The sequence below is a fragment of the Vibrio sp. 704 genome (assembly GCF_033339295.1).
The window spans coordinates 270798-293855 of sequence record NZ_JAWOUH010000001.1; the positions used below are offsets into that span (position 1 = coordinate 270798).

21 protein-coding genes and 1 pseudogene are annotated in these 23058 nt (G+C 42.0%); 19 read left to right on the top strand and 3 right to left on the bottom strand.

Translation table 11 applies throughout. The features are described 5' to 3' along the window. Positions 1 to 26: 26 nt before the first annotated feature. On the bottom strand, positions 27 to 1340 hold the full coding sequence (locus R7R24_RS01090; RefSeq protein ID WP_053307568.1) for a type VI secretion system ImpA family N-terminal domain-containing protein: 1314 nt from the start codon (positions 1338 to 1340) through the stop codon (positions 27 to 29). 503 nt (positions 1341 to 1843) lie between these two features. Here R7R24_RS01090 and R7R24_RS01095 point away from each other — a divergent pair. From R7R24_RS01095 to R7R24_RS01135, 9 genes and pseudogenes are all read left to right on the top strand, one after another. Continuing rightward, on the top strand, positions 1844 to 2443 hold the full coding sequence (locus tag R7R24_RS01095) for a hypothetical protein (RefSeq protein WP_213883414.1): 600 nt from the start codon (positions 1844 to 1846) through the stop codon (positions 2441 to 2443). A gap of 9 nt (positions 2444 to 2452) precedes the next feature. After that, positions 2453 to 3946, top strand: a complete 1494-nt coding sequence (locus R7R24_RS01100; RefSeq protein WP_053307570.1) for a type VI secretion system-associated FHA domain protein — start codon at positions 2453 to 2455, stop codon at positions 3944 to 3946. Next, entirely contained in the window at positions 3939 to 4439 is a 501-nt protein-coding gene (gene tssJ / locus R7R24_RS01105) for a type VI secretion system lipoprotein TssJ (RefSeq protein ID WP_005386118.1), read from the top strand. Before R7R24_RS01100 ends, tssJ begins: the two co-directional genes overlap by 8 nt. 11 nt (positions 4440 to 4450) lie before the next feature. Continuing rightward, positions 4451 to 5776, top strand: a complete 1326-nt coding sequence (tssK, locus tag R7R24_RS01110) for a type VI secretion system baseplate subunit TssK (RefSeq protein ID WP_005373357.1) — start codon at positions 4451 to 4453, stop codon at positions 5774 to 5776. Next, a complete protein-coding gene (icmH, locus tag R7R24_RS01115; protein ID WP_005373354.1) occupies positions 5773 to 6564 on the top strand; it encodes a type IVB secretion system protein IcmH/DotU in 792 nt (263 codons plus the stop codon). Before tssK ends, icmH begins: the two co-directional genes overlap by 4 nt. 147 nt (positions 6565 to 6711) lie before the next feature. Beyond that, positions 6712 to 7159: pseudogene (locus R7R24_RS30960) on the top strand (DUF4150 domain-containing protein); the annotation flags it as partial. Between the two features lie 1022 nt (positions 7160 to 8181). After that, positions 8182 to 10401 carry a hypothetical protein gene (locus tag R7R24_RS01125; protein ID WP_230818657.1) on the top strand — a complete coding sequence of 740 codons (2220 nt, stop codon included), beginning with the start codon at positions 8182 to 8184 and terminating at the stop codon, positions 10399 to 10401. After that, positions 10394 to 11005, top strand: coding sequence for a hypothetical protein (locus tag R7R24_RS01130; protein ID WP_318119409.1), 612 nt, complete (start codon positions 10394 to 10396; stop codon positions 11003 to 11005). The genes R7R24_RS01125 and R7R24_RS01130 overlap by 8 nt, the downstream gene beginning before the upstream one ends. Positions 11006 to 11099: 94 nt before the next feature. Continuing rightward, on the top strand, positions 11100 to 11630 hold the full coding sequence (locus R7R24_RS01135) for a hypothetical protein (protein ID WP_230818659.1): 531 nt from the start codon (positions 11100 to 11102) through the stop codon (positions 11628 to 11630). Positions 11631 to 11834: 204 nt separating this feature from the next. Here the strand turns inward: R7R24_RS01135 and R7R24_RS01140 are convergent, their stop codons facing one another. Further along, on the bottom strand, positions 11835 to 12971 hold the full coding sequence (locus R7R24_RS01140) for a multidrug effflux MFS transporter (RefSeq protein ID WP_053307573.1): 1137 nt from the start codon (positions 12969 to 12971) through the stop codon (positions 11835 to 11837). 99 nt (positions 12972 to 13070) lie between these two features. Between R7R24_RS01140 and R7R24_RS01145 the strand changes: the two genes are divergently transcribed. Continuing rightward, positions 13071 to 13844 (top strand): AraC family transcriptional regulator, encoded by a 774-nt coding sequence (locus R7R24_RS01145; RefSeq protein WP_017633708.1) that lies wholly within the window; start codon positions 13071 to 13073, stop codon positions 13842 to 13844. 90 nt (positions 13845 to 13934) lie between these two features. Here the strand turns inward: R7R24_RS01145 and R7R24_RS01150 are convergent, their stop codons facing one another. Further along, positions 13935 to 14843 carry a LysR family transcriptional regulator gene (locus tag R7R24_RS01150; protein WP_053307574.1) on the bottom strand — a complete coding sequence of 303 codons (909 nt, stop codon included), beginning with the start codon at positions 14841 to 14843 and terminating at the stop codon, positions 13935 to 13937. Positions 14844 to 14978: 135 nt separating this feature from the next. Here R7R24_RS01150 and R7R24_RS01155 point away from each other — a divergent pair, with 135 nt between their 5' ends. From R7R24_RS01155 to mnhG, 9 genes are all read left to right on the top strand, one after another. Beyond that, the gene (locus R7R24_RS01155) at positions 14979 to 15698 is read left to right on the top strand and encodes an SDR family oxidoreductase (RefSeq protein WP_053307575.1); all 720 of its coding nucleotides are present in this window, start codon (positions 14979 to 14981) and stop codon (positions 15696 to 15698) included. Positions 15699 to 16091: 393 nt separating this feature from the next. After that, the gene (locus R7R24_RS01160; protein WP_053307576.1) at positions 16092 to 17027 is read left to right on the top strand and encodes a universal stress protein; all 936 of its coding nucleotides are present in this window, start codon (positions 16092 to 16094) and stop codon (positions 17025 to 17027) included. A gap of 109 nt (positions 17028 to 17136) precedes the next feature. After that, on the top strand, positions 17137 to 17328 hold the full coding sequence (locus tag R7R24_RS01165; protein WP_005373328.1) for a hypothetical protein: 192 nt from the start codon (positions 17137 to 17139) through the stop codon (positions 17326 to 17328). A 164-nt stretch (positions 17329 to 17492) separates the two neighbouring features. Then, a complete protein-coding gene (gene mbhE, locus R7R24_RS01170) occupies positions 17493 to 20162 on the top strand; it encodes a hydrogen gas-evolving membrane-bound hydrogenase subunit E (RefSeq protein ID WP_155484638.1) in 2670 nt (889 codons plus the stop codon). Continuing rightward, positions 20162 to 20515, top strand: coding sequence for a Na+/H+ antiporter subunit C (locus R7R24_RS01175; RefSeq protein ID WP_017633704.1), 354 nt, complete (start codon positions 20162 to 20164; stop codon positions 20513 to 20515). The genes mbhE and R7R24_RS01175 overlap by 1 nt, the downstream gene beginning before the upstream one ends. Beyond that, positions 20512 to 22008 carry a Na+/H+ antiporter subunit D gene (locus R7R24_RS01180; protein WP_053307577.1) on the top strand — a complete coding sequence of 499 codons (1497 nt, stop codon included), beginning with the start codon at positions 20512 to 20514 and terminating at the stop codon, positions 22006 to 22008. Before R7R24_RS01175 ends, R7R24_RS01180 begins: the two co-directional genes overlap by 4 nt. Then, positions 22005 to 22481: a Na+/H+ antiporter subunit E gene (locus R7R24_RS01185; RefSeq protein WP_005373320.1), complete on the top strand. Its 477-nt coding sequence runs from the start codon at positions 22005 to 22007 to the stop codon at positions 22479 to 22481. Before R7R24_RS01180 ends, R7R24_RS01185 begins: the two co-directional genes overlap by 4 nt. After that, positions 22474 to 22752, top strand: a complete 279-nt coding sequence (locus R7R24_RS01190) for a cation:proton antiporter (protein WP_005373317.1) — start codon at positions 22474 to 22476, stop codon at positions 22750 to 22752. The genes R7R24_RS01185 and R7R24_RS01190 overlap by 8 nt, the downstream gene beginning before the upstream one ends. Then, a complete protein-coding gene (gene mnhG / locus R7R24_RS01195; RefSeq protein ID WP_005373314.1) occupies positions 22752 to 23045 on the top strand; it encodes a monovalent cation/H(+) antiporter subunit G in 294 nt (97 codons plus the stop codon). The genes R7R24_RS01190 and mnhG overlap by 1 nt, the downstream gene beginning before the upstream one ends. Positions 23046 to 23058: the final 13 nt, after the last annotated feature.

Here is a 23058-nt window from a genome sequence, read left to right on the forward strand (position 1 = left end):
AGCCTAAAACTTCTTTAATTGTATTGTTATTTATTGTCAGTTTTTTCAGCTTGTAGCTGACTCAATTTATATAGGTAGATGTTCAGTAAAAGGGTTGCGCGGTCAATTTCCTTTTGCTGTGAATACTTTTCAGCGTATTCAATACGACCTAAAAGCGGGAATAACGAGTTACTGTATTCGTACGCCTTTTCAGAGTTCTTATCTACATTCTGTCTAGCTACGTTGGCAAACACCGTTCTTGCGTCTGAGAATCGCTTATAAACATCCATAAACTGGTCTTCTAAATGGGCGCTCTGTGTCAAAAAGTTTTGACGTAGCTGCTGTGCAGAAGACGAATCCGGATAGATTGCGATTAATTCATTGGTCAAGCTATCGAGCTCGCTGACGTTACTTACTTTTGCCGAGTCTAAAAACCAGTTATTCATCATAATATCGACACGATTAATGGCCTGCGTTTTCAATGACTGAGCATATTTTTTATTTTCGTAATCTAACGAGGCGACCAAATTTACAAGTTCATTAAGTGAAGCTTGATTAATTTTTTGTTCCAATGTTCGATAACGTTGTTGCTCGTACATGAAATGTGAACATATCGCAGTAACAATCAAACCAATAACGAAGTAGATCATAAATCGACCAGACTTTGCCGGTGATGCTTTCTCTTGGCTATTTAGGTTGGGTGATGACACCGGTGCTGGAGAGGGAGACACATTCACTTTAATTTCAGGTGCCTTCTGCGTTGCTGCAGGAGCGCTAGTGTTGGCTTGTTTTTTCTCGCGTAACTCAGCCGCAATTTGTTGTTCTTTTATCTGCTCAATCCATTGATTCAAAATACGGCGAATGCGACCTAGTGACGGCGCTTCAATACCGTAATGAAGACGAAGCTCTTCCTCAATCCTCAAGCATAATTGATGTGCTGCCTCTATCAATGGAAGCTCTTCTGGTAACGCCCGATACTTATTAATTCGTTTTTCAGTATGCTCTACCATCCATTCAATAGCGCTCATTCGTGCCTTTGACTTTGAATGCTCTGGATACGCGTTGAACCAATATACGACACATACATCAAGTATTGAGTTTAACCCTTCGACAAGGCCTCTTAAGCCGTCGTTATAGGTTGATGCAACGGTAAAGTAACAGCAACAACGTAGGTCTTTCGCTTGGGTACTCAAGATCTTTTTTGAGAGTGTTTGAACCGTTTTCCACGAGACTCTCCCTGTGACTTTATTCAGGTTGTTTATTTGACGTTTAATTTCGTCAAAATCCTCAGAACCATTAGGATTAGAGCCGCTTGGGTTATTTTCATCGATTGGTCTTCGAGCGAAGTCGGTAAAAAACATAAGGAAAGTTCCAACTGATCATATAGAAGTATTAAGTTATATAGGATTTCACTACTGTTATATTAAATTATAAGCAGTGCACATCTGCCGCAATTCTATAGACAAAATAAGCGGATTAGATAATAAAAATTCATTAAAAGAAATTAAATTACTTTTAGTGTGATCTTTGTTCATAATATTAATATCAATAGTTAAGTCTATTTATAAGAAGAAACTTATATATGAAGATGAGAACGTTGATTAAAAAGTAACTAAATTGTTATCGGAGATTACGTTTTGTTCAATTAGCAATCAAATTCTGTTACTTCTATTTAAATAGAAAGATTTACTGTCTCGTCACTTAATCTGTAGTCGGTTCTTTAGTTTTTGTTTGTAGGTAAAACAACCAACCTGATAGTTAAAATGTATTAAATTATAGGTGTTTTTTTAGGCATATTGAAAAAGAGAATATAATTGATATCTTTCGCCTCTAAGTAGAATATCGGTTTTCCTAGAGGGACGAAATGCTAAAACCAAGTCAAATTGGGCTGATTTCAGCCATGTGTCTATTTTCTTCTGTTGTAATGGCAAAAGGGGAGCGATTTGGACTCTCTACCAGTATGTTGACTATCGATAGCATTAAATACGATGAAGGTAAAAGTGGTGAGCAGGATACGCTTAGGTTCGGCTTAGTTCATACTCGTCCTATTGATGAAAACAATAACCGTTGGCGTTGGTGGTTAGGGCTAAACTATCTAGCAGAAGATATTGAAGCGCCAGCAAACGGCTTATATCAAGAAGCGACGAACTATGAACTTCGTGTTGTTCCTCAATATGCGTTGACTTCTTGGAGTGTTTTCACGCCATACGTTGGTGCGGGCTTGTCTGTCGGTTACTCGCAATATTCTAATCGCTGGCAAGTAGACCAAGAGGGCTATCGTTATGAGAGTGTTGAAGACATCGACCAGTTTGAGTTAGGTGCGGTTGTGACCCTTGGTATTGCTATAAAGTTAGGCAGTAATCCTGACGCCCATATACAAATTATCCCGCAGGCCTCTTATATCCTTCCGGTTGTAAATGATGGAATTGGTGGGCTTGAACTATCAGTTTCTTTGCTCTTTTGAGGTTCGTAAATGTACTCAAATCAGCTAGTTTTATTTATCTCAAAGTGTCCAGAGGAATACACCGGTGCAAAGCATATTGAAATGCCTGAAAGTGGTGGTTCGATAGGTCGTTCCCCAAGCTGTAGCGTGTCTTTAGCCGATCACAACCGCTTTATATCGGGCACTCATTGTTTGCTCAGCGTGTATGGAGATACCTACTATATAAGTGACGTATCAACTAACGGCACAATGGTAAATGGGAATAAAATACTAAAAAATCAACCCGTTGCGATAGTTGATGGCGACATCATTTCTTTAGGGCAATATGAGATTGGTGTTTCTCTTGAGCACGTTACCTCAACACTAGACATCGCCGCTGATATTGCTCCTGAGCGAGTATCTAGCGATCCTCTGGTTAGTCTAGGAGATGCGGTTGTCGAAGAGGAAGAAAAAGTCGGTGCCTTAGAAGATTTGTTTATGGAGACTAAACAGGATGACATTGATTGTCATGATCCTGTTGCTCACCTTAACTTTTCGATGCAGCGAGATGACGATTACTTAATTCGTGATAATGAGCGTACAGAATCTGAACAACCTAGAACCGTGGAAAGTACGCGTCAGGTGGTCGATGACAGTTTCAGCATATATTCCGAATTCGATCAGCCAAGCCTAATCCCTGAAGACTGGATGGCTGCGGAAACCAAGAGTAACGCATCAGTCAATGATGCATTAGCGCCAGAAAGCGGTAAGGCACATAGAGCCGATATTGCCTCAGTTGAGGCGATACAACCTGGCACAGTAGCCCCAGATAGCACGATTCAAAGACAACATCGTACGCCTAATGTTACTGAGATGGTCGTAGAGCAGGCAAATACAGGGTCAAAATGGGAAGAGATGACCCAATCTTTTACGCCTTCTCCTAACACTAATCAGCAACTTCAAATACCTACGGCAGAGCACGCGATAAACAGTACGACGAAAGCACAAGTCGATACTGATGCGGCCGTTTGCTCTCCAGATATAGCGCAAGCGTTTTTTGATGGTTTGGGTATTCGAAATCCAGAGTTGATGACAAACGAGGCGCAGTTATTCAAGCAAATGGGCACTTGCTTGCGTTTATGTATTGATAACCTACAGAAAGAGTTGCACGAAGTGGAATCGTTAAAAGATGAGCAGAGTGCGAGTGAGGCTAACTCGAACATCGCAGAGCTAATGCTCACTTTGAATAGTCAGCAATTACTGGCTCCAAATGAACTGGTTGAACAAATGCTCGATGAGCTGAACGATCACCAAGTTATGTTTAACAAAGCACTGAATGAGCTCGTTTTAGAACAGTCTGAAACGAACGATCCCGTAGCATTTGCTAACAGGGTCGCTAGCCAGTCTTTGTTCTCAACTAAGTCAAAGCTGTGGGCCGAATACCTAGATTTCTACACTAATAATCGTCGCCTGCTTAATGAAACATCCTTAAAAGGGCTGATTAAGAAAAACTATAACAAAGTGATTAAGGGAAACCATGCGTAGTATCGCAGTATTACTCGGATTTGCCATGTTGTCCGGTTGTTCCATGTGGGATCAATTTAAAGAGTCCACTGGTATCACACCAGAAACTTCGTCGATTGAATTGGTTATTGAGGCATCACCTGTACTCAATGTGAGAAATGGGGGCCAGTCATCTCCAGTTATTCTCCGTCTTCACGAATTAAGTTCGCCAGTATTGTTCCGAAGCTTAGATTTCTTTGCCTTGTTTGAGAGCGATAAAGCGTCGTTGGGTGATGAGTACATCAAACGTTACGAGTATCAAATACAGCCAGGTGGAAAAGTTCATGAAATGCTAACGCTAGACCCTGACACTCGTGCCGTCGGTTTTTCAGTGGCTTTTCGTGATATTGATGGTTCGTCATGGCGAAAAGTGGAAGTTATTGAAGAGAAGAGCGAGTACTACATCAAGCTCAAGTTAGAGGGCAGTGAGTTAATTTCTGATAACACTCGCGGCATTGAACAGGTTTACTTTTAAGGGATAGAAACATGTCTTTATACAATCCAGTTGTTTGGCAAGATGGAATGTTCATGAAGCCGCAGCATTTTCAACAACTCGATCGTTCGCAAAGTAAACTATCGAGCCTACTGAGTGCCAATGCATCGCCTTTGCATTGGGGAATTAAACGTTTAGAAATCAACTCTCAGTTACTAGCACTGGGTAAAATCGGTATTACTCGTGCTGAAGGTATTTTACAAGACCGGACACCATTTGAGCTTCCGTTGCTTGCTGAGCTGCCTGAAGTGAAAGATGTAGATCCTTCGATTGCCGATAAAGTCGTTTATTTGTGCTGTCCGTTACCATCGGAACGTTCTGAGTTATTTGGTACCAAAAAAGACGGTGCGCGCTATACGATGGAATCTCAAGAAGCGGTTGACGCTTGTTATGATTCGGAAGACATGGCAAATATCGTCGTCGGTAAGCTTAACTTTTGCTTAATGTACGATCATGAAGATAAGAGTGCTTACACGTCTATTCCGATCTTAAAGATCTCAGAAGTGAAGCCTGATGGCAGCGTGATCTTAGATGATAGTTTCATTCCTACCTGCATCGATATTCATGCGTCGACAGTACTGAGTAAATTTGCGACCGAGTTTGCTTCTATGTTGAAGCATCGCGCGGAATCGATAGTTCAGCGATTAGGGGTGGTGGATCAACAAGGCGTATCATCGGTTTCTGACTTTATGCTATTGCAAGCGCTCAACCGATACGAACCCTTGTTTTGGCATTTCGCAAGCACAGAAGCTGTGCATCCTGAGTCTTTGTATCGAATTCTTCTTCAGGCAGAGGGTGAGCTTTCGACGCTGTGCTCAACGACACGCCGACCTATTGAGTTTACGAAGTACAATCATGGTGATCTTACTAGCTGTCTTTCTCGCGTCCTAGACAGTGCGAAAATGACATTGAGCGTGATGTCTGAGCAAAGAGCAATTCCACTAACCTTAAAAGATCAGAACTATGGCATCAGAACGGCAGCAATCCCTGACAATAAGATCATTGATACGACAACCTTTATCCTCGCAGTTAAAGCCGACGTGACCTTGGATGTTCTGCATACCCAGTTTGTCAGCCAAACGAAGATCGGTTCTATCGATAACATACGTGACTTGATTAACCTTCAACTGCCTGGGATTGAGATCAAACCAATGCCAGTAGTGCCACGCGCGCTGCCGTATCACGCTGGCTACACCTATTTCGAGCTCGATAAAACGGGCGAAGAGTGGATGGCATTGAAGAACACTGCTGCGATTGCGATTCACGTTGCGGGCGATTTCGCTAACTTATCATTGCAACTTTGGGCCGTTCGTCTATGAGTTACGCAGAAACCGACGTCACCGTAGTCTTATTCCAACCAGAGCCTGGCAAACCAATGGAGGTAATGCCAGCGCCTGACTTGTCGAGAAACATCGCAGTACAAGATCTATCTATCGACAACATGGGTATTAACCCGCTAGTGGACCAGTTCTCATGGTTGATCGCCAGTCTGTCTTGTATGTCTTCGATCCCTTGGCTTGATGACCCGATGCCATTTCGTGAACAAGTGGCACGTGAGATTCGAAAAGGCGAACGAAAACTTAATGAAATGGAGCTCGATCGTGCTTCGGTTCTTGTTATTCGTTACTGCTTGTGTGCGGCGATTGATGAATCTGTTTGTCGGCAAGAATGGGGAGCAAATAGTCACTGGAGCCAGAACAGCTTACTGTCTGAATTCCATAACGAAACATCTGGTGGTGACAAGTTTTTCGTTATTCTCGACCGCTTAAAAGCCGACCCTCGCAAATACCGTCACGTTATAGAGTTTCTCTATTTATTGCTTCAACTTGGTTTCCAAGGCAAGTACGGCCGTGAAGAGCGTGGCAACGAAAAGTTAGCGGAAATTGGCAGCACCATTTATCGATTAGTGCGAGATGACCGCCTAGCAGAACAAGAAAAAGTTTCTTTAATCAACCTTAAAGCTAAATATCTAAAGAAGCCGTTAAAAAGGGTAATTTCACCCAAGCTGATCTTAAGTCTTAGTGCGATGACGTTTGCGCTTATGTATGCGGCAACCTACATCGTCATAGACTTAAAATTTCAGCAACTGCTTGAAATGTATAGATAACCAGAGATCTAAAATGAGATCTTCTGTCAGTTTTAGGGCTTATTGTGAATATCACTGGTCTTTTAGTGAAATTCACTAGTTATTTAGAGAGATTGCAGTTTGCGATCTCTTTTATCATTCAATCAATAAAATTCAAATGGATTGGTTATGGGCGTAACAGTTGGTGCGAATGGACTTTCGATAGTTCATAAAGGCTCAGGTGGTGAAGCGAATGCAACGCTCCCAGATGTTTGTTTAACTAAGGTCGGCAAGCCAGTCGTTCCTATCCCTTATGGCAACAATGCTAAATCAGCAGACCTTGCAGGTGGGACTACGACGGTCTCTATGGATGGCGGTAACAGTGTCGCTATCAAGGGCAGTACGTTCTCAAAAAGTACTGGCGATGCGGGCGGTGACAGAAAAGGCGTTGCCTCAGGCACGATAGAAGCCGAAGCAAAATTCATTTCAGCCTCACCAACGGTTAAATTTGAAGGTAAGGGCGTATGTCGCCTGTCCGATCAAATGACCATGAATAAAGCTAACACTATGTGTTTGGGTGGCGCACAAAACCCATCGGTTTCTGTGACTGAAGAGCAGGAAGGGACGTATACGCTGGATATAGAATGCAAATATCCAAATGGGCTCCCTTACTCTAATGCACAATTTTCTTTAGTCGAACCTTCAGGTGCTGTCATTGGGAGTGGAGTGCTGGACTCTAGCGGAAAAGCATCTGTTAATGGTCTCGCTCTAAAAGAATGCAGGTTAGTGCTCAGCGAAACTCAAGACTCTTACACCCCGAACCAATCTTTAGCTGAAAATATTGTTACGGAAACTTACCCTGATCCGAATGATTTTTGTACGTTTGTCGCAGGTCGCCGCTCGCCATTTTGGGAAGATCGTGTTGGGGTTGCTAATGACTGGGGCATATTGATGTCCCCATCCTTCAGTGATGATGACTTTAAAGATATTGTGTTAGAGCAAAGCCGTATATCGTCTCCTTATGCGATTAGTCAAAATCACTCTAAAGATTTTTCTGATGCTTATGTTTCGGCACTTTATCACATCCAAACTGATACTACTGCGCTAGAGAAATATGAACCTTTAGTTGAACTGCTCTTGGAGCAAGTGCACGAAAATGGCGATATATTGAGAGTCTTATATCAAGCTGATGTGTTTGAGCCTCCCTATGAATTATTAGCGAAGCTTCGCTTTTTAGGGACTGGGAATACTGTGAAGTATTTGCAGTTTGTTTTATGGACGTTGATAAACAATCAAATCTGTTCATACATCGATGAGCTAAACAGTGAAATCATCGGTCGTTTAGATTTCATACAAAGCCAAGCTTCTGCAAGATCGTTGAGTTCTGTTGAAGAGGGTATAAACGGTTATAAAAAAGCACTTAACCACTTCAAACAAGCACTTCCTGACGTCATTAGCCAAATTTTCGAAACCAAAAATGACACCCTAATTTCTATATCGGCAATGGCCCTTGGGAGTACCGTTAACATAGCGAGCCAATCTAGCTTTGCTACTAATTTAGGTAGGGTTAATGCGGTGGTGTACACGAAGTCAAACAACTTGAACCGCCCATCATTTGTCACTTTTGACGATAACTTTTCTGACTAGGACATTTAAATCATGGATGCAGTTTTTCCGATAGCGCAACGAGAAGGTGACGCTTACTACACGCTCAGTGATTTTACGAAATTGTTTGATCAAGCTAAGAGCGGTCGTTATTTAATAGGACAAGGGTACGGTTGGCATAGTGGCATTCACTTAACATCAAAAATGTTACCGTGGGGGAAAGGGCTCAGACCTATTCAAGCGATGCTTGATGGAAAAATAGTGGCATTTCGCATAAATCCTGATTACCTAACATCAACGTACCAAGAGCAAGAGTTTAAGTATAGTAATAACTTTGTGCTTATCGAGCATGAGGCTGTAAACCCCGAAGATAATGAAGATGTATTTAAGTTCTATACACTTTATATGCACCTTGCGCCACCTTCAGATATTGGCGCCAATTCATCTATAACCACGCGTTACCGTTTACAAGAAGCGAGAAATGTACGCACTTTCAAACATAGTGATGTGCCTACTAATTCTGGTGAAAAAAAACAGTCGATGTCTAAAGGAACATTACTTGAATACCTGTATGCAGAAGAGAAGGAGACCCATCCATACCAGATCGACAAAAATACCTACAAAATGATAAAGTGCCGTGTGGTAGAGAATGGTAAATCGGCAAGTGGTAGCGAAAAAGCACTGTTAAACAAGATTGTTTGGTTTGCTTCGGGTCTCAATAGTGACTTTGACATTTTAGAAGATTCCTCTGCTGTCCTATCAGAACCAGTTTCAGAACCTAAATGGATGTCGGACAAGGCGGCAATGATTAGGGACGGTAGTGTGGTTTCTTTACTCCCACTCCTATTTAGAGAGGGGATAAAGGTTTCAGCTGGGGAAGATATCGGTTACATGGGACTGCATGAGTACAGTAACGATGCAATTGGAACTAAGAAAGAAGATAATCGTGTGCATATCGAGATGTTCTCTTTTGAGGAGCCGCCCGAATTTTTCAAAAAACAGATTTCTCCCAAAAATGCGGAAGAAAATCCACTTGTTGTTCTCGATGGGGCCGATAGTAGCGGTGCCGTTGATATGAGTAATTCGTTTATTCAGCAATTACTTGAATCTGTGACAGAAGATCAAGTAACGGACTTCTCCTCGTTCACTGCTCGCGATGCCAAAGTATACTTAGACGGTAAGCGTAAACACTTTGAGCGATTTATTGTAAAACATCCTACAGATTGGCATACAGAGTCGTCACAAAGTCTTTATGAATCAATCCATCAGACCGCAAAGGAAGCTCTAGATATTAAGTGCTCCGCTGGTTTTGTGACTATAGAGGACTACCGTAACTCCCCATGGCGCGATCAAGTGATGGATAGCTTTGATCTTTTCTCGCAATTCGAACTGGAAAGAGCAGATAAGTTCTCATGGATGCAAGATTTACAAGGTGATTTGCAACTAAGCGATGATAAGAGCCTTTGGCATTATTGGCCTTTTGTTAATTCTTTTGTTTCGGGTTACTACGTGACTCAAAAGCAAATGAATCTGATGTTTCCAGATTCTTCCCTCAGTAAAAGAGAAGAAGTGCGTGACTTATTTAATAAATATGCTAGTAGCTTTGAAATAAATACCAATGAACGAGCAGCACAATTTTTTGCTCAGATAAGAGCTGAAGTTGGTTCGAAACTAGAAGGTAATGAAGAGGACTTATGGTATTCTGTCGATCGGTTAAAAGAAATGTTTAAGCGTTACTTCAATAAATACCCTGAAGAAGCAGTTAGTCTTGGCTATATACGAATTGATGAAAGTGAATACAAAGCACTTTCACAGGCGGATAAGAAAAAGTATGTGAGAAGAAGAAGCTATTATTATAGCCAGCTTCCTCAGGAAGATGAGATAGCGAAACGTGTTTATTCTTGTGACTCACCAGATGGCCATTTTGTACTCGTCAAGGGAGGGGACGTTTCTGGATTGAGGTATAAGGGGAAGGGGTTTATACAGTTAACTTGGAAATATAACTATGACGCTGTTCAAACTAGATTGGAAAATAAAATTCAAGACTTGGGTTTTAATATTTCAGATGACCCTTACTCGGTTTTGAAAACCAAAGAAGGTTTTTTAGCTGCTCTTGGCTTTTGGGATGTTAATAATTTGAATGAGAAAGTGTCCGGAACTATAGCTAGTACAAATAGTATCACTAATGTTGTTAACTCACGCCTTCCACGTTCTGACAAAGAAAAAAGAACAAAGTATTTTTTGGATATATATGAGGTTTTATGTAATGAATAAATTTTTAGTAAGGTTGATCGTATTTATATCCTCAGCTTTATTTAGCTTTAGTTCTTTTTCTCAAGTTGAAGATTTATTTTTAATAGATCTTAAAAATAAAAAAGTTGAAATTGAGGTAAATAAAATTGATGGAGATTATTACTTTTCAAAATCTGAGCAACGTTTTTTAGGTCAAGATATATTGCTTGGTGATAATCAAATATCAACGATTTCAGGCAATGAGAGTAATTATCCTGATATTTTAGAAGATGATATTAATTATAAATTGATTATATCAAATACTCTAGTAAAGAAACTGGGTTATTCAGTCGACCAAAATTTTGGAAACAATATTATATTAACAACAACACAGGAAGATAATTCTAATTATAGTTTTATTTTGGTTTATTCTTACAAAAATAATAAAATTGTTCTAACCGATGTTTTATATCTCGAAGAGAGTTTTGATAAAAGAGAAGGAAAAAAAACGATATATAAAGTCAATGTGCAATCTCCAGAGAGTATTATTAACTTGGAAAGTTATGATAGAAGAGCACTCTCTGATTTTATAGTTAACAATTTATATAAATCTGTACAAGATATGACGATCGACATTAACTTATGAATAGTATAGAAGACTAGAGTAGTTGTTGATGAATGTTTCATTTTTTGGAATGTCCGATGTATGTTCGCGTTCTCTATTTTGACAAGGCTCAGTATTGTTTTTATTTTTAAATTCAGTCGATAAACTTAAGTTTAATATGGTTTGTAAATTTATTAAGGTAGTGGGGTTTTTATTTATTTTTCCGTTACCATTTTTTGTAAATGCAGACTGCGAACAAGACCCTGTTGTATTTACATGTAATTTGGAAAATAAAGGTGGCAGTTTGAAAGCTTGCTTTAATCAAGCCGAGAATTCGATGTATTTTGTTGTTGACGAAAATGGGTTGAAAACAGTTTATACTCCAAGACAAGGGAAGAGTTTAGATAACTATAAATGGATAGATATTTCTTTTGAAGAACCTGAATTCATTCCTTTGAAGTTTGAAGTAAATGAAAACAAGAATGTGTATTTTTCATTGACTAGAGGTGGTGGGCGGTTGAGTGTCGTTGCTAACTCCGTTGACATGATTGAAGACGAAGATGCTGTTGAATACTTCTGTGAAATGGGGACTGAAACAGCTCTGGATCCTAACGTTAGATTAAAAATAAAGCACGTAAAGCCCAATGAGTTTGAAGCTTGGGGTTAAATAGCAATAGATTCCAGTGAGAGCCTAAATAAAATTCATTGTAATAAAGAGTTAGCTTTTCTAGAAAATTTACTCGAGATGTTTGGATAAGAAATGTTCAGATAAAAAGCGCCGACAGGCGCTTTTTATTTACGTTTTAGTTAACCGTTAGAAAAGATGTAGACCAATCTTCGGAAGATTAGGCAAGCAATGCGTAGTATCTGGTCACAAGTTGGTATGAACTTGCCTTTTAGAAAACGCTAATAAAATCGCTAAACAGCTACATGCTAATAGAACGACACCTAAGTTTTGTGCTGTTCCAGCCATCGCTAATCCCGTCCCGATCATGATGTAGTACATGAGCCCAAATAAAGCGCCTGCGCTACCTACCTGTTGTTTATAATCAACGAGTGCGTCACTGAGTATATTGGGTATCGCAATCCCATAAGACATGACGACTAACACCATTGGAGCAACAAACCAGATTGATTGGCTCAGAATCAACACACCGACTGATCCCAAACTAAGCAATACTGCTGAGAGCCAAAGTAGTTGGCTTTTTCGAACATTTTTAGACACTAGGGATTTGTTTAAATAACTCCCAAGCAGAGTGCCTAACCCCAGTACCATGCCACTGTATCCAAATTGTTCGGAGTTATACCCAAGTGCTGAGAAAGTAAATGCGCCAAGCTGGTAATAAGAAAATAGAGCAATGTTATACAAAGCAACCAATAATCCTGAGCGCCAAATTCGCGCGTCTCTTACCATTTCCCAGCTAAGTTGATGCAACCGTACTGGTGTCTGTTCCTTCTGTGTTTCAGGAAGCTTAATAACGTTATAAGCGAGCAATACTAACGCGATTAAAAACAAGGCAAAAAACACATAACGGTATCCACCAAGCGCTGTAAGCTGCCCGCCTAATAGCATGCCAACTACCGGGCTGATTGATATACCCATCCCCATTAAGCTAAAGACTTTACTCAGTTCTTGACCGTCAAACGCGTCACGAAGCATGGTCTGTGTGACAACGGATCCTACCGCGATACCAAATGCGCTTAGGGCTCGCGCGGCCATGACAACAGCAAAGCTTTCGGTTTGAGTTGCGAGTAAAGATGCGCAGCCATAGATAAAGAGCCCAATAAGCATGGTGGGCCTTCTTCCCAGTTTATCTGCGAGAACTCCCCAAACTACAACGCCAATGGCAAAAGCTAGGAAGTAAATCGACAATGTTTGGGCTGCTTGTGCGTGGTTTACATCAAATGATAGAGCGATTGAGCTCAACGCTGGGCTATAGATGGTTTCTACAATTTGCGGAAACATCAACATAACCAGCATGAGCCATAAAGAGGGCTTAGTATTCATATTGTTACCCATCGTTAATGAAGTTGGCGGGCAGTATAAATGAGGCTATGATTGATCTAATAACAACATAAAAACCAAATACATCAACATTCGGACAAAATGGCGCTTATTAACGAAAAAACACAATTTGATGCAGACAAAATTTCTAATTGTGTAGTGGGAATTGCTGCGGATATTGGCAAGCACGACTCAGGTATGCATATGCACAAGAAAGGGCAGTTATTGTACGCACCTCAAGGTTGTATGAGTTTTGCTCTGGAAGACTCGATTTGTATTTTGCCACCGACAAAGGCGGTTTGGATCCCACCTAATACGCCGCATCGCGCACTAATGACGAATGTGGTGGCGTATCGATCTTTGTATTTTGATTGTGAGGAGTTTGCCTGTCCGAGTAAGATCACGATGATAGAAGTGAATAATTTACTCCAAGCTCTTATTGATAAAATGTCATTTTGGGAGTGGGATAAGCCTAGCAGCGAGATGGTAAATACGACGGCGCTTTTTTGGGAGGAGTTTTATGCTGCGAAACGTTATTCGTTTCAGTTGCCTTTGCCATCGCATCGGCGCTTAACAACGTTTCGTCGAGAGTTGGTTGAACCTTCATTTCTGGCTCCTTCGCTTACTACTCTTGCAAGCAAAGTTGGGGCAAGCACCAAGACGGTAACACGATTATTTAAGTCGGAAACGGGCATGAATTATCAAGATTGGCGGCAACAGTGGAGGCTTTTAAAAGCAGTTGAATTGTTATCAACGGGCATGCCAGTCAGCGCAGTTGCCGATTGGCTGGAGTTTTCGTCAGACAGTGCTTTTATTGCATTTTTCAAAAAGCAAACTGGACAAACACCTCTGACGTTTATGAAAACCAAGCCTTAAGCGTCAAAATGCTCACACTCTTTCTAGAACAAACCTCAGGTTCGCAGGCTCAGCCTATAAAACATACATAGACAGGTACCAACATGCAGGTTACTTGTCTTTACTCTGCAGTTTGCGAAAGTATTGCGTGGTAAAATCAACAAAGGCTCGGATGCGTTTTGGTTGATGTCGGTCGTGATGATAAAGGAGTGAAAATTCCACACTCGGAATGCTCCAGTCGGTAAACACTTCTTTTAGCTTGCCTGTCTGGAGTTCTTGTTGGCAATAAAGTGTTGGCACACGGATGATGCCATTTCCCGCCAAGGCTGCTTTTATCATTACTCTGCCGCTCTTACATCGTAACTGTCCACGTATCTGGTGTTCAGTTGACTGCTTTGTATTCGTGTTCTCAAATGCCCACCGTGTCACACTACCTGTCAAACAAACGTGTTTTTCTAAGTCCTTTGGATGTGAAGGATAGCCATATGTTTCTAAATAGTTTGGGCTTGCGTATGTCCCCATTTCCACATCGATCAGTTTGCGAGCGATAAAGTTGGAGTCGTCTAACTTTCCCATTCGAAAAGCGATATCGAATTCATCTGCGATTAAATCGACACGATGGCTACTAAAATCTAAGTTAATGCTCACTTGTGGGTGTTGGATTAGAAATTGAGCAACGATATCTGCGACAACGTCTTCTCCTAAATAGCCCCCCACACAGTTGATACGAATGTCACCTCTTAAGTCTTCTACATCATCAACCACTGCCATAACAGCTTGCTCAATATTGTGAAGGGCAGTTTCACACTGTTTATACAGAACCTTGCCTGCTTCGGTGAGGTTCAGTGTTCGAGTGGTCCTTTGTAGCAAAGTGACACCAATCTGTTGCTCCAGATTTGTTATTTGACGTGAAACGTGTGAGCGAGAAACGCCAAGTTGCTCTGCTGCTTTCGTGAAGTTTCCTAGTTGAGCGATTAGGACGAAAGAGCGAATATCCGCAAGGTTGATGTGTGTTTGCATGATGACTTCTTCATAATTCAAAAAAGTATTGTTGCAGTATAACAACAGTGTTTCAACTAGGTCGGTATATATCAACAAACAAAGTTTTCTTAAACTTACCGCCACTGATGTAAACCGTTCGATTAAGGATTCAAAATGAAAAAGTTAATTGTTATTACAGGCGCTAGTTCAGGCATTGGTGAAGCGATTGCACGTCACTTCAGTGACCAGGGCCATGCTCTTCTTTTGTTAGCAAGACGTGTAGAACGTTTGGAAGCATTAAACTTACCAAATACGCTTTGTGAAAAGGTAGATGTGACCGACAAAGCTTCTTTCGAGGCTGCAATAGAGAAAGCTGAAGCGTTGTATGGTCCGGTAGATGCACTTGTAAATAACGCAGGCGTTATGCTTCTCGGTCAGATAGATACTCAGGAAGCATCGGAGTGGAAGCGCATGTTTGATGTGAACGTAATTGGCTTGCTCAATGGCATGCAGTCCGTCCTAGCACCTATGAAAGCACGTAACAGTGGTACGATCATTAACATCAGCTCTATTGCGGGCAAGAAAACATTCCCTGATCATGCTGCTTATTGCGGTACCAAATTTGCGGTTCATGCTATTTCTGAAAACGTACGTGAAGAAGTTGCGTCATCAAATGTTCGCGTTACCACGATTGCACCTGGTGCAGTGGAAACGGAATTACTTTCACATACAACGTCTCAAGATATTAAAGATGGTTATGACGCCTGGAAGGTGGATATGGGCGGTGTGTTGGCCGCAGATGACATCGCACGCGCAGTGCTGTTTGCTTATCAGCAACCGCAAGGTGTATGTGTTCGTGAAATTGCTTTGGCACCGACAAAACAACAACCTTAACATTGAGTTACGGCGATTTTAGGTCACTAAAGCCGTAAAACTTTGCATATCGATTCGTGATTGAGATGGCATCTTTAAACTAAGTTGCGTGAAAATTTAGGCCATCCATTTAAATCCGGACACTAAGTGTGTTATTGCTTATACCCAAGTTACTCAAGGTGAGAAAAAACTTTGAGTAATTTGGGTTTTTATTTGGTCTCAACTTTAGGTAGCGGAATTTATTTAGGTCGAAGGCGATAGTTGTGAAGAAAGGAGAGTGTGACGTAAAACAAAATGAAGCAATATCCGTCTCTTAATGAGAATTGATTTCATCAACGTCACAAGCCGTTACAATTATCCGTTAGGTATTATACTTTGTGGGTGGTTAATATTTAACCAAACAAGGAGGTGTGTATGAAACGATTCGCAAACATACTTTTTGCAACACAAGGATTGCCAGGCCATAGTGACGCCCTCGAACAAGCGATGAGGATTGCATCTAGCAACAAAGTGCCTCTCTCAGGGCTAATAGCGTGTCCTGATTTCCCAACAGACATGATCCAGTATCAGCAAAGTTATGAGCAATCGCTGCAAGACTCACTCAAACAAAGTATTCACGAATACAGACAGAAGCTGGGACTCTCTGAAGAGGATCTCGCATTTCCTCTTACTGTGAAAAGCAGTGAAAAGCCCGCTGTCTGTATTATTCAAGAAGCATTAGCTGATAATAAAGATCTCATCATCAAAGAAGCTGAACCGCTCGGTGAAGGTGCTGAGGGTTTCAAAGCTATTGATATGACTCTGTTACGAAAATGCCCTTGTCCGCTTTGGTTGCACCGACCAATTGATAAGCCAAGAGATAAGCGCCGTGTTGCTGTGGCTATCGACCCATTAACGGCAAGCGATGAACAGCACTCATTAGCCGTGCGTTTACTCGAATTATCGCGTTCGATAGCCGACACCTGCGATAGTCGTTTACACGTGATTTCTTGCTGGGAGTATTACTTAGAAAACTACCTTAATGGTAACGCTTGGATTCAAGTCGATGATGCTGAGTTGAAACATGAACTCGACAAGGCAAAAGCCGATCATAAACAAGCTCTGCAACAGCTGTTGGAGGAGTCTGGGATTACAGGTGAAATTGTGATTCACCACCTGCATGGAAAACCCGACGAAAAGATTCCAGATTACGTAGAGAGTATTGAGGTAGACGTGCTGGTAATGGGAACCTTAGCGAGGACTGGTATATCTGGTTATGTCATTGGTAATACGGCTGAAAATATTTTGCAATCGATTAACTGTAGTTTGGTCGCTCTTAAGCCCGATGGTTTTGTCTCACCGATTCAGTAATTGGGGTGTAACAAAGTTGGGTTTAAGTGATGTTTTAGGTAAAGGAGGGAGATGGATCTCTAGAACATGGAATTATCAATGTATCAATAAGTTATCAGAGGAGAGTGACATGAAAAACCTATGCCCGAAATGCCACACAGAAATGATAGAACGTTCGAATGTTTATGTTTGTCCGAGAAATGATATCGGTGACTGCACCTACGATGCATTCGAGTTAGCTGATGACGATAATCCATATACATTCAGCCAAGAACACGTAAGTAGTGACCTACGTTCTTATGCCGTAGCAGACAGCAAATAGCGGTTTGTATCGGCGTTCCTCTAAGTAGCACTCAGTGATTACTGTTTGCTACTTTTCCCTTGGTTTCATGATCGTTTTTGAAGCGCTTGGGCTAAAACAATACAGTGGAGTTTGTCATTTGCGCCGAATAGCGCGTACCTTCTTATAATAACGAATGGGCTGCGATGTTGAATAACATAACGGGTAAAGAAAACCTGCCGAAAAACCTAGATAATCAGTTGGTCTTACTGATTTTCCCTGCGCTGCCAGTTTTAATCTTCTCTTTTCTCTTCTATATCTATACTCCTGCAGGCGTGAGCTGGAATGCGGAATGGATACCAAGCCTCGATATCAACCTTAGCTTTAGATTAGATGGTCTTTCATTTCTTTTTGCGGGACTGATCAGTGGGATTGGTGCACTGATTCAAATCTACGCTTTGGCTTATTTACGAGAAAGTGATAGCCGGTTTTCCTTTCATTTGTATCTAACCCTATTCATGCTTGCCATGCTAGGGATTGTGATGAGCGATAACATTCTGTTGTTATTTGTTTTCTGGGAACTCACCACCATCACTTCTTACTTACTGATCGGGTTTAATCACGAAAATAAAACGTCTCGGAAAAACGCCTTGCAGTCGCTGATTGTTACCGGTGCTGGTGGACTAGCGTTGCTAGCTGGTCTTATCTTGCTGGGAGCAATGGCAGGGAGTTATGAGCTAAATACCATTATCGAGCAGGCAGACACTATTGCGCAGCATGAATGGTTTATCCCATCTCTAGTGCTCATACTACTCGGTGCATTTACTAAATCTGCGCAATTCCCGTTTCATTTTTGGCTACCTAACGCGATGGCAGCTCCCACTCCGGTCAGTGCGTATTTACACTCGGCAACAATGGTAAAGGCAGGCATTTACCTATTAGCACGTTTATCGCCAGTTTATGCCCACAGCGAGATCTGGTTTTATGCTTTAGTCATCACTGGGAGTATCACGGCCATTTGGTGCACATTTGTCGCATTAAAACAAACTGACTTGAAGCTGATGCTAGCCTACAGCACAAATGTTGCTTTGGGTAAATTAACATTATTACTAGGTATGGGCACAGATTTGGCTGTTAGTGCAGTATTGATGTTTATTCTCGCTCACTCTTTCTATAAAGCTGCGCTGTTTATGGTGGTGGGTAATATCGACAAAGCGACAGGAACACGAGATATTGATCAATTGTACGGTCTGAAGTCAGTTCTCGTCATCAGCATGGTTGCGGGGAGTTTGGCTGCATTGTCTAAAGCGGGGTTCCCGCCGTTGTTAGGCTTTTTGAGCAAAGAATACATGTACAAGTCCGCAGTAGAGCTCAATAACTGGATCGCCTTTGTACTATTAATCGTGAATATACTGATGGTTGCGCTAACCATTATGCTTATTGCGAGACCATTCTTTGCTCGCCGTGATCTCGTGCCGATTGAAACTAAGCCAGTTGAGACAAAAAAAGCCATGTGGATCTCGCCTTTGCTCTTGGCAGTTGGCAGCCTCCTAGTTCCGTTATTCGGTTTAAATTGGTTAGATCGCAATATTATTTTTCCGGGCTCTGCTGACATTCTGCCCACAGCAGCTCTTAAAGAGACATCACTATGGCATGGCGTGAATGTACCGTTAGTGTTAAGCGTTATTACGCTAGCGTTGGGGTATGTGGTGTACCGTGTTTATCCAGCTGTGTCTGCATTTTTTCAGCGGTTACATCTATTCGTCCCCAAAGCGGAGAATATTTTTGAACGACTATTAGATGGCATGATGACAGTGGCGAAGTGGCAAACGGCGCGGTTACAGCAAAAGAAATTGAGTCGCTATGTCCTATTATTTTTCACGGTACTTGCCGTTGCGTTACTGAGTCAGGTAGCGCTTATTCCTCTGCCTTTGGTTGGCGAACTTTCAAGTGTCACTTTCTATGAGATTGGTATTGCCTTATTGTTGATTGGTGCTGCGCTCGTATGTACGTTGTCCCACGCAAGACTTCTTGCGATTTCTGCGCTTGGTATGATTGGCTTCATGACCACGCTTGTTTTTATGATTTATAGCGCCCCGGACGTTGCGAAGACTTTACTGTTAGTGGAAACATTAATGGTGGTCTTTCTTGCATTGTTAATGCGTCATATGCCACGTCTAACCACCGTGCCCAAGCATTCAATAAGACGTAAAGTAGCGAATATTTGCATAGCAGGTGTGATAGGAGTTTCGGTTACTTTACTTTTGTTAGGAATCACGTCTCAGCCGATGGACTCTTCGGTGTCAGATTTCTTTGCAGAAAACAGTGTCCCGGGTGGACATGGGCGAAACATTGTTAACGTTATTCTGGTCGACTTTCGCGCATTTGATACATTGGGAGAAGTTGTCGTCGTTGTTATTGCTGGGATTGCGGCAGTGAGTTTGCTTAAGACAAGAGCGAAAAAGCAAAATCGTATCCAATCATTAATTTTTGCAACCACGGCACACATCGTTTCGGCACTCATGCTCGTATTTTCAGTGTATCTGTTGTTACGTGGTCATAATGAACCGGGTGGTGGCTTTATTGGTGCGTTGATTGCCGTTATTGGTTTATCACTTCTCATGTTCGCGGAATCACCGAAATACGTTCGTTCTAGGTTGTATTTCAAACCGTTTCTCATTGCGTTATCTGGCATCGCATTGAGCTTAGTTTCTGGTGCTTTGAGCTTTGCGTTTGATAAACCGTTTTTGACCGGACTGTGGTGGAAAGACGTGATACCACTAGGGACGCCATTGGTTTTTGATGTTGGTGTTTACCTTGCCGTTATAGGTGGCGTGATGGGTATGCTGCTTCGTATTAATGAGGAGCTAGAGTGATGGAAATAGTCTGGAGTGTTGTCGTTGGAGTATTTGTCGCAGCAGGTGTTTATTTAATGCTTGAAAAGCATATCTTGCGCCTTTTGTTCGGCATCATGTTACTCAGTAGTGCGGTTAACCTTGCTATTTTTACAGCTGGGAGGCTGACGCCCGGAGAACCGCCATTGATTGGCGATAATGCTCTTTTACCACCAGATAGCGCGGCAAATCCTTTACCTCAAGCGCTTATCTTAACTGCGATAGTCATCGGTTTTGGACTACTTATTTTTGCTTTAATGCTGTTCTATCGAGCTTATAAAGACACTGGAACTGCAAACGTCGATGAAATGCAACGTTCTGAGGAGGGTCAATGAGTTCGATTTTGCTTACGTTACCGGTAGTTCTCTCGCTGAGTACGGCGTTGATTATCTTCTTCGTCCGTCGCTCAACAAAAAGTGTTGAGTGGTTGAGCGGTGTAAGTGCGATTTCGAACCTTTTCGTTGCGGGCTTTCTCACAGAAAACATCATAAGTAATGGTATTCAAGCCGTTGCTTTTGGTCAGTGGAGTGCGCCATTTGGTATCGTGTTTGTCGCAGATTACCTCAGCGTTGCTATGGTGATGATAACGGCGGTGATTGGTGCGATATGTGTTTTCTACGCGATGGCGGACCTTCACCGAAAGCCCTCCTATAGCAATTACCATGCGTTAATGCACATGTTGCTTGCTGGCGTTTATGGCGCTTTCCTGACTGGAGATATTTTTAATCTGTACGTTTGGTTTGAGGTCATGCTCATTTCATCATTTGGTTTAATGGTGTTAGATGCAACGAAAACTCAAGTTGATGGTGCAGTAAAGTACGTGATGTTGAATCTGATTTCGACGCTGGTATTTTTGCTTGCTATCGGCTTGTTGTATGGCGCAACGGGCACCTTGAACCTGGCCGATCTCTACACCAAAGTAGGGGAAAATGAATTGAGCATCAACATGATGCTGTCCGCGCTGTTTTTGTTTGCCTTCTCTATTAAAGCGGCACTCTTTCCTTTATTTGCTTGGTTGCCCGCTTCTTATCACACGTTGCCAAGCGGTGTGGTGGCACTGTTTGCCGCGTTGCTTACTAAAGTCGGTGTATACGCGTTGATAAGAGTCTTCACCTTAGTATTTCCGCTCGCCGAGAGTGGCTGGCAACCGACGTTAATTTGGGTCGCAGGGCTAACCATGTTAACGGGCGTTTTAGGAGCGGCTAGCCAATTCGACATTAAGAAAATTCTTTCTTTTCATATTATTAGCCAAATAGGCTATATGCTCATGGGGTTGGCTATATACACTCCCTTAGCTTTAGCCGGTGCCATTTTCTACATTGTTCATCACATCATTGTAAAAGCGAATTTGTTCTTAATAGGTGGATTCATCGAGCGCAAATATGGCTCTAGTCAACTTGAACATTTGGGTGGGGTATACAAAGCTATGCCTTGGTTGGCGTTCTTGTTTCTTGTCCCTGCGTTTTCTCTGGCCGGTTTTCCACCGCTATCGGGTTTCTGGGGAAAGCTATTGGTCATCAAGTCGAGCATACAGGCTGAATATTACTGGTTAGCAGGTACCGCGTTATTGGTGGGGTTGCTTACCGTCTACTCGATGACGAAAATTTGGAGTGAGGCATTTTGGAAAAAGCCATTTAGAGAGAAGCCAGAACAGACTCTGCAGGCCAAAGTACATTGGTTGTACTGCGTTCCAATTATTGTATTGACGACGTTGACGCTAATCATTGGCTTAGTGGCGGAGCCTTTTTATCAATTTTCCGTTCAAGCTGCAGAACAACTGTTAAATCCGACTGAATACATCAGAGTGGTGTTAGGAGGAAATGCATGATCTATCTATTCCTCAATTTTTTCTTAGCGTTAGCGTGGATGATGCTTAACGGCAGCTATTCGAGTCTGAATTTTGTTGTCGGATTTACGGTCGGTTTTTTTGCTTTAAGGTTGAGTCAACCATTTGGATTGAAAACGAGCTATTTTCAACGTTTTGCATCTGCATTGAAGTTATTGGTGTACTTCGCTTATGAAATGGTTATATCGGTTGCGAAAGTGGTGTGGGACGTCGTGACACCTACTCATTTGAGTCAGCCTGATATCGTTTATGTCCCTCTGGAGGTCGATTCTGATCTAGAAATCACATTACTGGCGAACATGGTTTCTTTAACACCGGGCACGCTTAGTTTGGATGTTACGGCTGATAAAAAGTATCTTATCGTTCATGCCATGTTTGCACCTGAACATGAAGAGGTTATTCGCGGAATTAAAGATGGGTTAGAGCATCGAATTTTGGAGGTGACGCGTGGATAGTTGGCTGCAAATAACGGTCACTTTTGCCTATTCTGGGCTACTACTCAGCTTTGTTATGGCTTTTGCTCGTTTAATTCTAGGACCAACGCTAGCTGATCGAGTTGTGGCGTTAGATCTGATTTCATTTATCACTATCGGATTTATTACGGTTTACACCTTAGACAGCGGTGAGGACGCTCTGTTAGACATCGCCATTACATTAGGTTTGGTCGCATTTCTCGGCACGATCGCATTTGCACGTTTGATCGTTAAAAGAAAGGAGAAAGAATAATGGACGTGTTGATTGGACTATTTTTATGCTTAGGAACATTGTTGACCTTGGTTGCAAGTCTAGGTGTCCTGAGGCTTCCTGATTTGTATACCCGAATGCATGCAGCGACCAAAGCTGGAACTGTCGGAGTGAGCTGCTTGTTATTAGCGGTCGCTTTCTCACTCCCTGAAGTTACCGTGATCTCTCGGGTTATCGGTACGATGTTGTTTATCGTTCTCACTGCGCCAGTCGCCTCCCACCTGCTCGGCAGAGCAATGCGAGAGGTCGGATATAAGATTTGGCGCAATGATTAACCATTAGCGTCGA

Coding starts and splice junctions, on each gene's coding strand:
- R7R24_RS01090 (WP_053307568.1), bottom strand. CDS start 1,340: ATGTTTTTTACCGACTTCGCTCGAAGACCAATCGATGAAAATAACCCA.
- R7R24_RS01095 (WP_213883414.1), top strand. CDS start 1,844: ATGCTAAAACCAAGTCAAATTGGGCTGATTTCAGCCATGTGTCTATTT.
- R7R24_RS01100 (WP_053307570.1), top strand. CDS start 2,453: ATGTACTCAAATCAGCTAGTTTTATTTATCTCAAAGTGTCCAGAGGAA.
- tssJ (WP_005386118.1), top strand. CDS start 3,939: ATGCGTAGTATCGCAGTATTACTCGGATTTGCCATGTTGTCCGGTTGT.
- tssK (WP_005373357.1), top strand. CDS start 4,451: ATGTCTTTATACAATCCAGTTGTTTGGCAAGATGGAATGTTCATGAAG.
- icmH (WP_005373354.1), top strand. CDS start 5,773: ATGAGTTACGCAGAAACCGACGTCACCGTAGTCTTATTCCAACCAGAG.
- R7R24_RS01125 (WP_230818657.1), top strand. CDS start 8,182: ATGGATGCAGTTTTTCCGATAGCGCAACGAGAAGGTGACGCTTACTAC.
- R7R24_RS01130 (WP_318119409.1), top strand. CDS start 10,394: ATGAATAAATTTTTAGTAAGGTTGATCGTATTTATATCCTCAGCTTTA.
- R7R24_RS01140 (WP_053307573.1), bottom strand. CDS start 12,971: ATGAATACTAAGCCCTCTTTATGGCTCATGCTGGTTATGTTGATGTTT.
- R7R24_RS01145 (WP_017633708.1), top strand. CDS start 13,071: ATGGCGCTTATTAACGAAAAAACACAATTTGATGCAGACAAAATTTCT.
- R7R24_RS01150 (WP_053307574.1), bottom strand. CDS start 14,843: ATGCAAACACACATCAACCTTGCGGATATTCGCTCTTTCGTCCTAATC.
- R7R24_RS01155 (WP_053307575.1), top strand. CDS start 14,979: ATGAAAAAGTTAATTGTTATTACAGGCGCTAGTTCAGGCATTGGTGAA.
- R7R24_RS01160 (WP_053307576.1), top strand. CDS start 16,092: ATGAAACGATTCGCAAACATACTTTTTGCAACACAAGGATTGCCAGGC.
- R7R24_RS01165 (WP_005373328.1), top strand. CDS start 17,137: ATGAAAAACCTATGCCCGAAATGCCACACAGAAATGATAGAACGTTCG.
- mbhE (WP_155484638.1), top strand. CDS start 17,493: ATGTTGAATAACATAACGGGTAAAGAAAACCTGCCGAAAAACCTAGAT.
- R7R24_RS01175 (WP_017633704.1), top strand. CDS start 20,162: ATGGAAATAGTCTGGAGTGTTGTCGTTGGAGTATTTGTCGCAGCAGGT.
- R7R24_RS01180 (WP_053307577.1), top strand. CDS start 20,512: ATGAGTTCGATTTTGCTTACGTTACCGGTAGTTCTCTCGCTGAGTACG.
- R7R24_RS01185 (WP_005373320.1), top strand. CDS start 22,005: ATGATCTATCTATTCCTCAATTTTTTCTTAGCGTTAGCGTGGATGATG.
- mnhG (WP_005373314.1), top strand. CDS start 22,752: ATGGACGTGTTGATTGGACTATTTTTATGCTTAGGAACATTGTTGACC.